A 15,096-nucleotide genomic window follows, 5' to 3' on the forward strand; every position below is an offset into this window, starting at 1 on the left:
CCGTCCGTCGGCTTTTGTTCCGATAACGTCGGAAGTCTCATGACCGAGACTCCCGCCGCATCCCTCGCCCGTCCGCTGATCGCCGGGGTCGTCACCGCCCTCGTCGGCTTCACCAGCACCTTCGCCGTCGTCCTGACGGGCCTGCGCGCCGTCGGCGCCACCCCGGAACAGGCGGCGAGCGGCCTGCTCGCGATCACCCTCGTCGTCGGTGTCGGCTGCGTGCTGCTGGCCGGTCGCTATCGCATCCCGATCACCGTCGCGTGGTCGACGCCCGGTGTGGCGCTGCTCGCGGCGACCGGCGCCGTCGACGGAGGGTGGCCGGCCGTCGTCGGCGGTTTCCTGGTGTCGGCGGTGCTCATCCTCTGCACCGCGCTCTTCCCGCCGCTCGGGGCGCTCATCGCGCGCATCCCGCCGTCCATCGCCCAGGCGATGCTCGCGGGGGTGCTGCTCCCGCTGTGCGTGGCGCCGTTCGTCGGTGTGGTCGAAGACCCGTGGGGCGTCGCGCCCGTGCTGATCGTGTGGCTGGTGGCATCCCGTCTCCTGCCGCGCTGGGCGGTGCCGTTGGCCTTCGTCGCGGCGATCGCCGTCGTGGCGGTGGAACTGTCGCGCACGGGTGCGCAGATGGATGCCGCGGCGCTCGTGCCGCGCCTGGAGTTCACCGTTCCGACCCTCACCGTGGGCTCGGTGATCGGTATCGCCCTGCCGCTGTTCATCGTGACGATGGCGTCGCAGAACGTCCCGGGCGTTGCCGTGATGCGCAGCCTGGGCTTCACGATCCCGTGGCGGCCCGCGATGCTCGTCACCGGGCTGGGCACCGCCGCGGCGGCCGGCTTCGGCGGTCACGCCATGAACCTCGGTGCCATCAGCGCCGCGATCGCGGCGGGGCCCGATTCGCACCCCGATCCGAAGCGGCGGTGGGTCGCCGGCGTCTCGGCGGGCGGCACGTACCTCGTGCTCGGCGCGCTATCGGCGGCGTTCGCCGCGATCGTCCTGCTGGCGCCTGCGGGCGTGATTCCCGCCGTGGCCGGCGTTGCGCTGTTCGGAGCCTTCGGCTCGGCCGTGCAGCAGGCGATCGATGATCCGGGGGAGCGGGTGCCCGCGGTGGTGACGTTCCTCGTCGCCGCATCCGGGATCGCGGTGCTCGGCGTCAGCGCGGCGTTCTGGGCCCTCGTGGCCGGTCTGCTGGTGCGGACGGTGCTGCACGTGGGCCGCGCGCGACGGTGACGGCGGCCATCGCACGGTACGACCGGCTACCGACATGTCGCGCCCGTGACGATGTCATACGACCCGTCGATGCAGACCGCCGGGGCGAACGACAACGGCAACACGGCCGTCACGCCTGAGACCGTCAGTGCGGTGCGCTGAGGCCCGGCATCCACTCGGCGTCGTCCCCCGCCTTAGACTCGTCTCTCGTGGTCACCCGTCTGTCGAACTTCTTCCTCCGCACGCTTCGCGAAGACCCCTCGGATGCCGAGGTCACGAGCCACCGCCTGCTCGTGCGCGCCGGGTACATCCGCCGCAACGCGCCCGGCATCTTCGCGTGGCTCCCGCTCGGGCTGAAGGTCGAGGCCAAGATCGAGACGGTCGTGCGCGAGGAGATGGCGAACGCCGGTGCCTTCGAGGTGCACTTCCCGGCGCTGCTGCCGCGTGAGCCGTACGAGGTCACGGGCCGCTGGGAGGAATACGGCGACGCGCTGTTCCGCCTGCAGGACCGCAAGGGCGCCGACTATCTGCTCGCGCCCACGCACGAGGAGATGTTCACGCTCCTGGTCAAGGACCTCTACTCGTCGTACAAAGACCTGCCGCTGACGATCTACCAGATCCAGGACAAGTACCGCGATGAGGCGCGTCCGCGTGCGGGCCTGCTGCGCGGCCGCGAGTTCACGATGAAAGACGCGTACTCGTTCGACGCGACGGATGCCGGGCTCGACGCCTCGTACCAGGCGCAGCGCGACGCCTACGAGCGCATCTTCACCCGTCTGGGCCTCGAATACGTCATCGTCGCCGCCGACGCGGGCGCGATGGGCGGCTCGAAGTCCGAGGAGTTCCTGCACCCGACCCCCATCGGCGAAGACACGTTCGTGCGTTCGGCCGGCGGGTACGCCGCCAACGTCGAGGCGTTCACCACCGTGGCCCCCGACGCGCTGCCGATCGCCGGACAGCCCGAGGCCGTCATCTTCGATTCGCCGAACACCCCGACGATCGCGACCCTCGTCGATCATTCCAACGCGCACCTCGACGCCCCGGCGCCCGGCATCGCCGGACCCGCCACGGACGAGGCGACCGCGTGGACCGCCGCACACACGTTGAAGAACGTCGTGCTCGCCCTCACGCACCTCGACGGCACGCGCGAGCTCGTCGTGGTGGGACTGCCCGGCGACCGCGACGTCGACGACAAGCGCGTCGAGGTCGCCTTCGCGCCCGCCGAGGTCGAGGCCGCCACCGAGGCGGACTTCGCGGAGAACCCGCTGCTGGTCAAGGGATACATCGGTCCGTGGTCGCCGACCGGCGCCGTGCTGGGTGAGGAGTCGGCGACGAAGATCCGCTACTACCTCGACCCCCGCGTGGTCGACGGCACCGCGTGGATCACGGGCGCCAACATCGACCAGAAGCACGTGCACTCCCTCGTCGCCGGTCGCGACTTCGTCGGCGACGGCTTCGTCGAGGTCTCCACCGTGCGCGCCGGTGACCCCGCGCCCGACGGCTCCGGCCCGGTGGAGCTCGCACGCGGCATGGAGATCGGCCACGTCTTCCAGCTCGGGCGCAAGTACGCCGAGGCCCTCGGCTTGAAGGTGCTCGACGAGAACGGCAAGCTCGCCACCGTCACCATGGGCTCCTACGGCATCGGCGTCACCCGCATCCTCGCGATCATCGCCGAGCTCAACAACGACGACAAGGGACTCATCTGGCCCGCCTCGGTCGCCCCGTTCGACGTGCACGTGGTGGCCACCGGCCGCGACCAGGCGGCGTTCGAGCTCGCGGCATCCGTCTCCGACCAGCTCGAGGCCGCCGGCCTCGACGTGCTCTACGACGACCGCCCCAAGGTGTCGCCCGGTGTGAAGTTCGGCGACGCCGAGCTCGTCGGCATCCCGCGCATCCTCATCGTCGGCCGCGGCGCCGCCGAGGGTCAGGTCGAGCTGTGGGACCGCCGCACGGGCGAGCGCGAGACTGTCACGGTCGCCGACGCCGTGGCGGCGCTGACGCGCTGACGTCTCACTCCGCCGTTGCGGCGCCTCCACCCCGAGGTTGCGGCTCGCCGACATGTCGGTTGCACCCTGCAACCGCTTCGTCGGCGAGCTGCGGTCTCCCGGTCTGCGCACGAGCGCGCAGGCCCGCGGTGAGCGGGGGCGCGCCGGGGGAGACCGGTCAAGAGGCGCCGGGAAGGGCCGTCGCATGGATAGCGTGGATGCCATGATCTCGGCCCCCCGCCTGTCGCTGTCCGACGGCTCCACGATTCCCCAGCTCGGTGTCGGCACGTACAAGGTGCCGGCCGACATCACCGCCGGCCTCGTGGAGGGGGCGCTCGCCGCGGGCTACCGCCACATCGACACCGCCGCCCTTTACGGCAACGAGGCCGAGGTCGGCGAGGGACTCCGTGCCTCGGGGCTCGACCGTGACGACGTCTTCATCACCACCAAGGTCTGGAACGACGACCAGGGCTTCGACGAGACGCTGCGCGCCTTCGATGCGAGCGCGGCCCGACTCGGTCTCGACCGCGTCGACCTCTACCTCATCCATTGGCCCATCCCCAGCGCCGACCGCTACGTCGACACCTGGCGCGCACTCCTGCGTCTGCAGCAGGAGGGGCGCGTGACCTCGGTCGGCGTGAGCAACTTCGCCATCGCGCACCTCGAGCGCCTGCGCGACGAGACGGGCGTGCTGCCGGCGGTGAACCAGGTCGAGCTGCACCCGCGTTTCCCCCAGAACGACCTGGTCGACTGGCATGCCGCGAACGGCATCGTCACCGAGTCGTGGGCGCCGCTCGCCCGCGGCGGTCTGCTCGCCGAGCCGGTGCTCGCGCGCATCGCCGAACGCCACGGCAAGACCCCCGCCCAGGTCGTCGTGCGCTGGCACCTCGACCGCGGGTTGGTCGTGTTCCCGAAGTCGGTGTCGCTCGACCGCATCCGCGAGAACGGCGAGGTGTTCGACTTCACCCTCGACGCCGACGACCAGACCGCCCTCGCCGCGCTCGACACCGGAGAACGGACCGGCCGCGACCCCTCGCTCGACTGACCGCACGGGTCTCCGCCGGAGTCGACAGGCGACGGTGTGCACGCCGCAGGAGATCCGATGATCGTCGGGCGGTCACACGGGCCCGTCGGCGACCAGCGGACGCCGATCTCCTGCGCTGTGCTCGGACCGGGCGGGCGCGGCGCCGGCCATCACACGTCGAGGCGGGCGTAGCGTGCGCGGAAGACGGTGAAGACGCCGTAGGCGAGGAACCCCAGCCCGACCAGGAAGGCCAGGAAAGGCCCCGCGGGCAGAGCGATGAGGGCCGAGATCGCGCCGTCGAGCCCGCCCGCGGTGTCGGGTTCGATCTTCGCCGCCGCCACCACCAGCAGTACCCCGACGATGGCCAGCGCGACACCCTTCGCCAAGAACCCGAAGACGCCGAGCGCGCTGAGGACGTGGCCGACGACTCCGGCGGGCAGGTGCACCTTCGAACGGAACGAGCGACGCGCGCCCATCCACACGAACCCGACACCCACTCCCGCCACGGCAAGGCCTGTGGCGCCCAGAACGGCCCCGCCGATCGGCAGCGTGAGCACGGCTTCGCTGGCGTCTTCGGCGGCCTGCTCGGCCCGCGGCCGGGCGCCGAGGGCGACGGATGCCGAGAGCACGCCGATCACGACGAAGACGATGCCCTGCGGAGCCTCGGCCAGCACCCGTGCCAGTCGCTTCCACCCCGACAGGCCCCGAGGGGCCACCGCCTGCAGCAGATGCCAGCACCCCAGTGCCACGAGCCCTACGGCGAGGGCGCCGAGCGCCGCCGCTCCGAGCGGGATCGCGGCCAGCGCGCGGAAGGCGCCCGTCTGGTCGGTGTCTTCGGCCGCTCCGAAACCGACGGCGAGCACGAGCCCGCCCACGAGCAGGTGCAGGATGCCGTTGGCGACGTACCCCGCGCGAGCGGCGACGCGGAAGACGGGGTTCGCCTCGGCCTCGCGTGCGGCGGAGCGGGCGGAGGACGGCATCCCGGCACCGTATGCCCTCTGCACACACCGCGCCAATCCGTTGCGGTCGCACGGCGCGTCGGCTGGTGCGCGGGCGAAGCGTCCTGGGGGGTTCCTGCGAGGAATACGGCAAACGGGTGAAGATCATGTGTCATGGCCGTTGCCGTCTTGGCAGTGCGGCGCGGGACTCATTACGGTCGGATGGTGCCCGAGAACACCTCAGAGCTGCGTCCCACCCACCCGTTGGCCATCGCGCCCGTCGTCGCCCCCGCGGCATCCGTCGACGGCTTCGCCAAACAGTTCCTGCAGAACCTGAACTTCGACCAGGGCGTGACGCTGTCGACCTCCGACGTCAACGATCAGTACCTGGCCCTGGCGTACACGGTCCGCGACTACCTCATGGCGCGGTGGTTCGACGACCGGGCGAAGCAGAAGACGCAGCAGGCGAAGACCGTGTGCTACCTCTCCGCCGAGTACCTGCTGGGCCGCCAGCTCGACAACAACCTGCTCGCTGCGCGACTGACCGACATCGCGACCGAGGCGCTCGCCCAGTGCGGCATCGACATCGACGACCTCCGCCAGGTCGAGATCGAGCCCGGGCTCGGCAACGGCGGCCTCGGTCGCCTGGCCGCGTGCTTCATCGACTCGCTCGCCACCATGAGCGTGCCCACGATCGGCTACGGCATCCGCTACGAGTACGGCATCTTCCGCCAGGCCTTCGCCGACGGGCAGCAGGTCGAGCAGCCCGACGCGTGGCTGCGCATGGGCTCGCCGTGGGACTTCGCCCACCCCGAGGCCGCGCAGACCATCTCGTTCGCCGGCACCACCGAGACCTACGACGACGACGGCGTCGAGCGCACCCGCTGGGTCCCCGAGTGGAACGTGCTCGCGGTGCCCTACAACATGATGGTCCCCGGCTACCACAACGGCCGGGTCAACACCCTGCGCCTGTGGCGCGCGGTGGCCACGAACGCCTTCGACCTGCACACCTTCAACTCCGGCGACTACGTCCAGTCGGTGCGCGCGCAGACCTTCGCCGAGAACATCTCGAAGGTGCTCTACCCCGAGGACTCCACGCCCCAGGGCAAGGAGCTGCGTCTGCAGCAGCAGTACTTCTTCGTCGCGGCATCCATCGCCGACTTCATCGAGAACGTCCTGCCCGACGACTTCGACCTCGACGACCTGCCCGAGCGCGTCATCTTCCAGCTCAACGACACGCACCCGGTCATCGGCGTACCCGAGCTCATGCGCGTGCTCGTCGACGAGAAGAAGCTCGAGTGGGATGCCGCGTGGGCCATCACTCAGAAGTGCTTCGCGTACACGTGCCACACGCTGCTTCCCGAGGCCCTCGAGGTGTGGTCGGTCGACCTGCTCGGACGACTCCTGCCGCGCCACCTCGAGATCATCTACCGCATCAACGACGAGTTCCTCCTCGAGGTGCGCGAGCGCTTCGGCGACGACGAGATGCTGATCCGCAACATGTCGATCATCGGCGAGCACCCGTACCGGTCGGTGCGCATGGCCTACCTCGCCACGGTCGCCGGGTCGAAGGTCAACGGCGTCGCCGAGCTGCACTCGCAGCTGCTGCGCGACAACGTGCTCAAGGACTTCGCCGAGATGTGGCCCGACAAGTTCACCAACGTCACCAACGGCGTGACGCCCCGCCGCTTCCTGCGTCTGGCCAACCCCGAGCTGTCGAGCCTCATCACCGAGGCTCTCGGCGCGGGCTGGACCGTCGACCTCGAGCGCTTGCGGGGGCTTGAGGCCCTTGCCGACGACGCCGATTTCCGCGAGAGGTTCGCCGCCGTGAAGGCCTCGAACAAGCGCCGCCTGAGCCGTGTGCTCGAAGCGCGCGGTGAGGCTCCGCTCGACGACGGTCACCTGCTCGACGTGATGATCAAGCGTCTGCACGAGTACAAGCGGCAGACGCTGAAGGTGCTGCACATCGTCAGCACCTACGAGGGCATCGTCTCGGGCCGGCTGGACGTCGACGACGTGCAGGCGCGCACCTTCCTCTTCGGTGCCAAGGCCGCCCCGGGCTACGGCATGGCCAAGCGCATCATCCACCTCATCAACGCCGTCGGCGAGGTCGTGAGCGCCGACGAGCGCGTCAAGGGCAAGCTGAAGGTGCTGTACCCGGCGAACTACAACGTCACCCTCGCCGAGAGCATCATCCCGGCCGCCGACCTGTCGGAGCAGATCTCGCTCGCCGGCAAAGAGGCATCGGGCACCGGCAACATGAAGCTCGCCCTCAACGGCGCGCTCACCATCGGCACCGACGACGGCGCGAACGTCGAGATCCGCAAGCTGGTCGGCGACGACAACTTCTTCCTGTTCGGTATGAGCGAGCCCGAGGTCGAAGCCCTCTGGGCCGAGGGCTACCGCCCCGCCGACTTCTACCAGGAAGACGACGACCTGCGCCGCGCGATCGATCTCATCGCGTCCGGCGCGTTCTCGAACGGCGATCGCACGGTGTTCGAGCCGCTGGTGTCGAACCTGCTCTACGACGACCGGTTCATGGCGCTCGCCGACTTCCGTTCGTACCTCGACGCGCAGGACCGGGTCGACGCGGCCTACGCCGATCAGGACGCGTGGGTGCGCTCGGCGATCCTCAACGTCGCGCGCAGCGGCTACTTCTCCTCCGACCGGGCGATGCGCGACTATCTCGACCGCATCTGGCACGCCACCCCGGTGAGCTGACGCGGTTTCCGGATGCCGCGACCCGGGCGCTCGCCCGAGGTCGCGGCATCCGTCGTTCTGGCAGGAACACGGCGCAGCCTGGCGCTCGCCCACCTGCCGCGCGGCGACGCGCCGCGCGAGAGTGGGGGTCCGACCGATCCCGGAGGCCCCGTGCGCATCAGCGACTTCCCCGTTCCCGACACCCTCGCCGCCCGTGGCGCGCTCGCCCTGGCCGAGCAGTACCAGTCGCCCGCGATCACCGCCCACGCGCTGCGGTCGTGGTTGTGGGCCGAGGCATTCGCGGTGGTCGACGGCATCCGGAACCTCGACCGTGAGCTGCTGTACGTCGCGGCGGTGCTGCACGACATCGGCGCGGTGGGGGAGTTCGACAACCACAGGCTCTCGTACGAGCACGCGGGTGGGCACGTCGGCGTCGCGCTCACGGCGGGCGCGGGCTGGGAGCAGTCCCGACGAGAGCGCGTGCTCGAGGTGATCGTGCGGCACAACTGGCCGAGCGTGGATTCGACGATGGATGCCGAGGGGTACCTGCTCGAGATCGCCACGGGTCTCGACATCTCCGGCGCCCGCCCCGACGCACTGCCCGAGGATTTCCGTCGCGAGGTGCTCGCCGCTCACCCGCGCGGAGCGCTCGCCGCCGAGTTCGGCGCGTGCGTCGTGGATTAGGCGGCGCGCAAGCCCGACACCGCCGCCCGGCGCCTCGTCGAGGGGGGACTGGTGGCCAAGCTCGCCGCGAACCCGCTCGAGTCCCTCTGATGCTCGGCGCCGCGGCATCCGGAATCGCCCGCCGAGGTGCGAGGGGGAGCGCATCCCGGGTATCGTAGGAGGGTTGTCGGCGCCGGTCGCGTCGACGAAAGCTGAACAACGGAGGGCCTTGTGGACATCGATCTCGCACTTCTGAAGACGATCGAACGCGAGAAGGAGATCCCCTTCGACGAGCTCGCGCGCATCATCGAGCAGGCGATCCTCACCGCCTACGCCAAGCACATCTCGCCCAGCGGCGAGATTCCGGCGGGCGCACGGGCGTCGCTCGACCGCAAGACCGGTCACGTGGGCATCTTCACCCCCGTCACCGACGACGAGGGCGCGGTCATCGGCGAAGAGGAGCAGGCCCCCGACGACTTCGGTCGCATCGCCGCCTTCGCCGCGAAGCAGGTCATCAGCCAGCGTCTGCGCGACATCGCCGACGACGCGGTGCTGGGGGAGTTCCGCGGCAAAGAGGGCGACATCGTCGCCGGCGTCGTGCAGCAGGGACCCAACCCGCGCATGGTGCACGTCGACCTGGGAACGGTCGAGGCCATCCTGCCGCCCGAGGAGCAGGTGCCCGGCGAGAGCTACCCGCACGGTTCGCGCCTACGTGTGTACGTCACCAGCGTCGCCAAGGGCAACAAGGGGCCGCAGATCACCGTGTCGCGCACCCACCCCGGGCTCGTGCGCAAGCTCTTCGCGCTCGAGGTGCCCGAGATCGCCGCGGGTCTGGTCGAGATCGTGTCGCTCGCCCGCGAGGCGGGGCACCGCTCGAAGATCGCCGTCAAGGCCAACGACCCGACGGTCAACGCGAAGGGCGCCTGCATCGGCGAGCTCGGCCGCCGCGTCCGCGCGGTGACCGAAGAGCTCGCGGGCGAGAAGATCGACATCATCGACTACGACGCCGAACTGCCGCGCTTCGTCGCGAACGCGCTGTCGCCCGCGAAGGTGACCTCGTCGTTCGTGCTCGACGCCTCGACGAAGGCCGTGCGCGCCCTGGTGCCCGACTACCAGCTGTCCCTCGCCATCGGCAAAGAGGGGCAGAACGCGCGCCTGGCCGCCAAGCTGACCGGCGCGAAGATCGACATCCAGCCCGACAGCATCCTCGAAGACAACTGAGCGTCCGTCGTCCCGGTGGCGGCGAGGTGTACGATGGAACCAGTACGAACGTGCGTCGGATGCCGCGCACGCGCCCCCCGATCATCGCTTCTGCGCGTGGTCGCCGACGGATCGATCCTCGTCGCTGACGAGAAAGCGGTCCTGCCGGGCCGGGGAGCGTGGGTGCACGAGACGGACGCGTGCGTGGGGAAAGCCCTCACGCGTCGCGCCTTCGTACGAGCATTGCGTGTGTCAGGCCCGCTTGACACGCAGACCTTCGAATCAACCCTCCAGCGAAAAGGCTGAACGGCTATGGACACGAAGTGAACGGCTCGAAATGAGACCCGTCCGCAACTAACGGTCTGCCCTGTCCGGGGTAGGCCCCTCAGACAGGAGAATTGTGGCAAAACCACGCGTGCACGAGATCGCTTCCGAGCTCGGCGTCGACAGCAAGGTCGCGCTTGCGAAGCTGAAGGAGCTCGGCGAGTTCGTCAAGAGCCCGTCATCCACGATCGAGCCCCCCGTGGCTCGTAAGCTCCGCGCCGCCCTCGCGGCCGAGAGCTCTTCGGGATCCTCGGATGCCAAGCCCGCCGCTCCCGCGGCGCGGCCCGCGTCCGGCGCCCGCCCCGGCCCGGCGCGTCCCGCCGCGACCCCCGGTGCCCGTCCCTCCGGCCCCACGCCCGGACCCGCGAAGCCCGCCGCTCCGGCCGCGCCCGCGGCCGCCCCCGCACCGGCAGCGCCGGCGCCCGCGGCATCCGCCCCCGCTCCCGCGGCCCCGGCGGAGAAGACCGCTGCGCCCGCGCCGAAGACCCCGTCGTCGCCGCCGAGCCCCGGCTCCGTCGCCCCGACCCCCGGTGCCGGTGCCCCCAAGCCCGGCCCCAGCGCGCCCCCGCGCCCGGGCGGTGCCCGTCCGGGCAACAACCCCTTCGCGTCGTCACAGGGCATGGGCCAGCGCCCCTCGGGCCCGCGTCCCGGCAACAACCCCTTCGCCTCGGCGCAGGGCATGGGCCAGCGCCCGACGCCCGGCAACATCCCGCGTCCGCAGGCTCCGCGTCCGGGTGCCCCGCGTCCCGGCGCTCCGCGTCCCGGTGGCGCGGGCCGCCCCGGTGGCGGCGGTCGTCCCGGCGCTCCGTTCCAGCAGCGTCCCGGCGGTCCCGGTCGTCCCGGCGGCGCCGGTGGCGGCTTCCAGCGCCCCGGTGGCGCTCCCGGTGCTCCGGGCGGCGGCGGTTTCGCCGGTCGTCCCGGCGGTGGTGGCGGTCGCGGTCGCGGCCCCGGCGGTGGTACCGCGGGTGCCTTCGGCAAGGGCGGCGGCAAGAGCAAGCAGCGCAAGTCGCGTCGGGCGAAGCGGCAGGAATTCGAGATGCGGTCGGCGCCGGTCGTCGGCGGCGTCAACGTCTCGAAGGGCAACGGCGAGATCATCCGCCTGCGTCGCGGTGCGTCCATCGCCGACTTCGCTGACAAGCTCGAGGCCCTGCGCGGCTACAACGTGCAGCCCGGCACGCTCGTGACCATCCTGTTCAACCTGGGCGAGATGGCCACCGCGACCGAGTCGCTCGACGAGGCCACCTTCGAGGTGCTCGGTGCCGAGCTCGGCTACAAGATCCAGATGGTCTCGCCCGAGGACGAAGACAAAGAGCTCCTCGAGGGCTTCGGTCTCGACCTCGATGCCGAGCTCGAGGCCGAGAGCGAGGACGATCTCGAGATCCGTCCTCCCGTGGTCACCGTCATGGGCCACGTCGACCACGGTAAGACGCGACTGCTCGACGCCATCCGCCAGACCAACGTGGTCGCGGGCGAAGCCGGCGGCATCACGCAGCACATCGGTGCGTACCAGATCTGGACCGAGCACGAGGGCATCGAGCGCGCGATCACCTTCATCGACACCCCGGGTCACGAGGCGTTCACCGCCATGCGTGCCCGCGGTGCGCAGGTGACCGACATCGCGATCCTCGTGGTCGCGGCCGACGACGGCATCATGCCGCAGACGGTCGAGGCGCTGAACCACGCCCAGGCGGCGAACGTGCCGATCGTGGTCGCGGTCAACAAGGTCGACAAGCCCGACGCCAACCCCGCCAAGGTGCGCCAGCAGCTCACCGAGTACGGTCTGGTCGCCGAGGAGTACGGCGGCGACGTCATGTTCGTCGACGTCTCGGCCCGACAGAACCTCAACATCCAGGCCCTTCTGGATGCGGTCCTGCTCACCGCCGACGCCGGTCTCGACCTCACGGCCAACCCGAACAAGGCGGCCCGCGGTGTCGCGATCGAAGCGAAGCTCGACAAGGGTCGTGGTTCGGTCGCCACGGTGCTCATCCAGTCCGGAACGCTGCGCGTCGGCGACGCGATCGTCGCGGGAACGGCGTACGGCCGCGTCCGCGCGATGATGGATGAGAACGGCGAAGCGGTCGAAGAGGCCTACCCGTCGCGTCCCGTGCAGGTGCAGGGTCTCAACTCGGTCCCCCGAGCCGGCGACGTGTTCATCGTCACCGAAGAAGACCGCACCGCGCGTCAGATCGCCGAGAAGCGCGAAGCCGCCGAGCGCAACGCCCAGCTGGCCAAGGCCCGCAAGCGCATCTCGCTCGAGGACTTCACCCGCGCTCTCGAAGAGGGCAAGGTCGAGTCGCTCAACCTCATCATCAAGGGTGACGTCTCGGGTGCCGTCGAGGCGCTCGAGGAGTCGCTGCTCAAGATCGAGGTCGACGACAGCGTGCAGCTGCGCATCATCCACCGCGGTGTGGGTGCGATCACCGAGTCGGACATCAACCTGGCCACGATCGACAACGCGATCGTGATCGGCTTCAACGTCCGCCCCGACACGAAGGCCCGCGAGCGTGCCGCCCGCGAAGGCGTCGACGTGCGGTTCTACTCGGTCATCTACAACGCGATCGACGACGTCGAGCAGTCGCTCAAGGGCCTGCTCAAGCCGGAGTTCGAAGAGGTGCAGTCGGGTGTCGCCGAGATCCGCGAGGTGTTCCGCTCCTCGAAGTTCGGCAACATCGCCGGTGTCATCGTGCGGTCGGGAACGATCACGCGCAACGCCAAGGCCCGCGTCATCCGCGACGGTGTCGTGCTGGCCGACGGCCTGGCCATCGAGTCGCTGCGCCGCTTCAAGGATGACGTCACCGAGGTCCGCACGGACTTCGAGTGCGGTATCGGCCTGGGCAAGTTCAACGACATCCAGGTGGGTGACGAGATCGAAACGACGGAACTCGTCGAGAAGCCGCGAGGCTGATCCACTGGGCGGGGGTCGCGTCTTCGGGCGCGGCTCCCGCTTCGGCCTGCGGGGGTGTGCATTCCCCCGAGCAGAGCGGGGCCCCTACCCCGATGCTCGGAGGAATGCACACCCCCTCCGGCCTACGCTGGGTGCGGCTCCCTCCTCGGGACGCCCGCCCGGCGGATGAGCCACGGGGGCACTCGTACTCGCGGCGGTATAGGAAGAGAAGGAGAAGGTTGTGGCAGGAGAGCGACAGGCACGGGTGGCGGACCGCATTCGCGTGGTGCTCGCCGAGCGGCTCGAGAAGGGGCTGCGCGACCCGCGGCTCGGATTCGTCACCATCACCGACGTGCGGGTCACCGGTGACCTGCAGCGCGCCTCGGTGTTCTACACCGTGATGGGCGATGAGGCACACCGCAACGACACCGCCGCGGCGCTGAAGTCGGCGACCGGCATGCTGCGCAGTGAGGTCGGCAAGAACCTCAACACGCGCCTCACGCCGACGCTCGAGTTCATCCTCGACGCGATCCCCGAGAACGCCGACCACATCTCGGCGCTCCTGCGCGAAGCGCGCGAGCGCGACGAGTCGGTGGCCGCGACGGCCGCGTCCGCGGCGTACGCCGGCGACGCCGACCCGTACGTCAAGCCGCGCGAGCACGACGAAGACGACGACCTCGACTCCGACGAGGACGACGCCCGGGCCTGAGCCCGCGCACACCGACGGCCGGATGGCGCCCCGAGCGGGTGGCATCCGGCCGTCCGTCGTTTCGCGCGCTGGGGCGACACGGGCGGCGTGCCGGGCTCCGGAGAATTCGCACGGATTCCCGGTGACGCGGGCTTACCGCGGGCGGAGACCCCCGCTCCTCCGGAGCCGCGGACGGCGACGCGCGCACAAGTGCGCGCTGCGCGCAGCGTGCTCTGAGCCGCGCTGCGTGCGGGGTTCCGGAGTTCGGTCGCGTCGGCGAAGCTTCAGGGGTGGACGCGCGGGCGATCAGCGCCCTTTCTCCGGAGTCACGCACGGCCGATGCGGCCGGTCCACCCCCGGCGCCTCGCAGCCGAGGTCGACGGTGAGAAGCTGGCCGTCAGGATGCCGGGTGGCCCGGCAGACGCAGCACGTCGTCGATCGCCTCGGCCAGGCCGTCGGAGACCAGCGAGTCGATCGCGCGATCCCGCTGCGCGGCATCCGGCCAGTCCGGGAGCACCGCGAACAGCGGGACAGGGGACGGTGCGGCGTCGCGGAGGGTCTTCAAGACGGCACCGCGTGCCTGCCGGTCGCTTCCCTCGTACGTCGCTTGCCGGCGACGGCGGTCCTCCGACTCCGGGTAGCCCGCGGCGCGCCAGGCGCAGAGGTCTGCGAGTGGGCAGACGGCGCATTTCGGCGACCGTGCGGTGCATACGATCGCGCCGAGCTCCATCGCCGCAGCGTTGACGACCGCCGCCTCCGCGATGCCGTCGGGGAGTTCGGCATCCATCCGCTCCAGGTCGCGGCGGTGCGGGGGACCGGGCTGCGCGCGGCCCTCGACGGCGCGGGCGAGCACGCGGCGGGTGTTCGTGTCGACGACCGGATGCCGATCCCCATAGGCGAACACCGCGACGGCGCGCGCGGTGTAGTCGCCGATGCCGGTCAGCGCGAGCAGCGCGTCGACGTCGCGGGGCACCACTCCGTCGTGCCGGTCGCGGATCTCGACCGCCGCCCGATGCAGCCACAGCGCACGCCGCGGGTAGCCCAGGTTGGCCCACTGGGTCACGGCGTCGCCGGGAGGGGAGGCTGCCAGGTCGGTCGGGCTCGGCCATCGTGCGAGCCAGGCCTCGAGGTGAGGGATGACGCGGGTCACCGGCGTCTGCTGCAGCATGAACTCGCTGACGAGGGTGCCCCACGCCCCGAATCCCTCGCGGCGCCAGGGGAGGTCGCGCGCCGCGTCGCGGTACCAGGCGATGAGCGGGGCGGCGAGTCCGGGCATCCGTTCAGCCTACGGTCGCCGGCGCGGGGCGGGCGTCGCGCCAAAAACGCCGTTCGCGCGCAGAAACGTCGGGAGGAGGCGTTTCTACGTGTGGATCGCGTTTCTCACAGGGCGAGGCGGGTCTCGGGCCCGGCCGCGGAGCGTCCGCGGGGGCCGTCCGGCGGGGCCCATAAACGCCGTTCGCGCGCAGAAACGCGGGGAGGAGGCGTTC

At 70.7% G+C, this 15,096-nt stretch carries 11 protein-coding genes; 9 read left to right on the plus strand and 2 right to left on the minus strand.

What is annotated here, in order from left to right:
- Nucleotides 1-39: 39 nt before the first annotated feature.
- From AS029_RS08890 to AS029_RS08900, 3 genes are all read left to right on the plus strand, one after another.
- Complete coding sequence (locus AS029_RS08890) at nucleotides 40-1,224, plus strand: benzoate/H(+) symporter BenE family transporter (protein ID WP_058232233.1); 1,185 nt, start codon at nucleotides 40-42, stop codon at nucleotides 1,222-1,224.
- A gap of 188 nt (nucleotides 1,225-1,412) precedes the next feature.
- Nucleotides 1,413-3,209, plus strand: coding sequence for a proline--tRNA ligase (locus AS029_RS08895; protein ID WP_058232234.1), 1,797 nt, complete (start codon nucleotides 1,413-1,415; stop codon nucleotides 3,207-3,209).
- Nucleotides 3,210-3,411: 202 nt separating this feature from the next.
- A complete protein-coding gene (locus AS029_RS08900) occupies nucleotides 3,412-4,233 on the plus strand; it encodes an aldo/keto reductase (protein WP_058232235.1) in 822 nt (273 codons plus the stop codon).
- A gap of 149 nt (nucleotides 4,234-4,382) precedes the next feature.
- Here AS029_RS08900 and AS029_RS08905 read toward each other — a convergent pair whose 3' ends face one another.
- On the minus strand, nucleotides 4,383-5,192 hold the full coding sequence (locus AS029_RS08905) for a DUF1206 domain-containing protein (protein WP_058232236.1): 810 nt from the start codon (nucleotides 5,190-5,192) through the stop codon (nucleotides 4,383-4,385).
- Nucleotides 5,193-5,372: 180 nt separating this feature from the next.
- Between AS029_RS08905 and AS029_RS08910 the strand changes: the two genes are divergently transcribed.
- The 6 genes from AS029_RS08910 (at nucleotide 5,373) to rbfA (ending at nucleotide 13,630) form a co-directional block, all read left to right on the plus strand.
- On the plus strand, nucleotides 5,373-7,871 hold the full coding sequence (locus AS029_RS08910) for a glycogen/starch/alpha-glucan phosphorylase (RefSeq protein ID WP_058232237.1): 2,499 nt from the start codon (nucleotides 5,373-5,375) through the stop codon (nucleotides 7,869-7,871).
- Between the two features lie 12 nt (nucleotides 7,872-7,883).
- A complete protein-coding gene (locus AS029_RS08915) occupies nucleotides 7,884-8,534 on the plus strand; it encodes an HD domain-containing protein (RefSeq protein ID WP_323339489.1) in 651 nt (216 codons plus the stop codon).
- A gap of 210 nt (nucleotides 8,535-8,744) precedes the next feature.
- Nucleotides 8,745-9,734, plus strand: a complete 990-nt coding sequence (gene nusA / locus AS029_RS08920; protein ID WP_058232238.1) for a transcription termination factor NusA — start codon at nucleotides 8,745-8,747, stop codon at nucleotides 9,732-9,734.
- 33 nt (nucleotides 9,735-9,767) lie between these two features.
- Complete coding sequence (locus AS029_RS16910) at nucleotides 9,768-10,019, plus strand: YlxR family protein (RefSeq protein WP_074615898.1); 252 nt, start codon at nucleotides 9,768-9,770, stop codon at nucleotides 10,017-10,019.
- Nucleotides 10,020-10,113: 94 nt separating this feature from the next.
- Entirely contained in the window at nucleotides 10,114-12,942 is a 2,829-nt protein-coding gene (infB, locus tag AS029_RS08925) for a translation initiation factor IF-2 (protein WP_175456645.1), read from the plus strand.
- Between the two features lie 220 nt (nucleotides 12,943-13,162).
- A complete protein-coding gene (gene rbfA, locus AS029_RS08930; protein ID WP_058232240.1) occupies nucleotides 13,163-13,630 on the plus strand; it encodes a 30S ribosome-binding factor RbfA in 468 nt (155 codons plus the stop codon).
- 376 nt (nucleotides 13,631-14,006) lie between these two features.
- Here rbfA and AS029_RS08935 read toward each other — a convergent pair whose 3' ends face one another.
- Nucleotides 14,007-14,885, minus strand: a complete 879-nt coding sequence (locus AS029_RS08935) for an HhH-GPD family protein (protein ID WP_058232241.1) — start codon at nucleotides 14,883-14,885, stop codon at nucleotides 14,007-14,009.
- Nucleotides 14,886-15,096 lie beyond the last annotated feature (211 nt).

The sequence above is a fragment of the Microbacterium enclense genome (assembly GCF_001456955.1).
Classification (GTDB): Bacteria; Actinomycetota; Actinomycetes; order Actinomycetales; family Microbacteriaceae; genus Microbacterium; species Microbacterium enclense.

Bases quoted from the DNA above. Each gene is read 5' to 3' on its own strand.
- AS029_RS08900 (WP_058232235.1), top strand. From the start codon at position 3,412: ATGATCTCGGCCCCCCGCCTGTCGCTGTCCGACGGCTCCACGATTCCC.
- AS029_RS08890 (WP_058232233.1), top strand. From the start codon at position 40: ATGACCGAGACTCCCGCCGCATCCCTCGCCCGTCCGCTGATCGCCGGG.
- AS029_RS08910 (WP_058232237.1), top strand. From the start codon at position 5,373: ATGGTGCCCGAGAACACCTCAGAGCTGCGTCCCACCCACCCGTTGGCC.
- AS029_RS08905 (WP_058232236.1), bottom strand. From the start codon at position 5,192: ATGCCGTCCTCCGCCCGCTCCGCCGCACGCGAGGCCGAGGCGAACCCC.
- AS029_RS16910 (WP_074615898.1), top strand. From the start codon at position 9,768: ATGGAACCAGTACGAACGTGCGTCGGATGCCGCGCACGCGCCCCCCGA.
- AS029_RS08935 (WP_058232241.1), bottom strand. From the start codon at position 14,885: ATGCCCGGACTCGCCGCCCCGCTCATCGCCTGGTACCGCGACGCGGCG.
- AS029_RS08915 (WP_323339489.1), top strand. From the start codon at position 7,884: ATGCCGCGACCCGGGCGCTCGCCCGAGGTCGCGGCATCCGTCGTTCTG.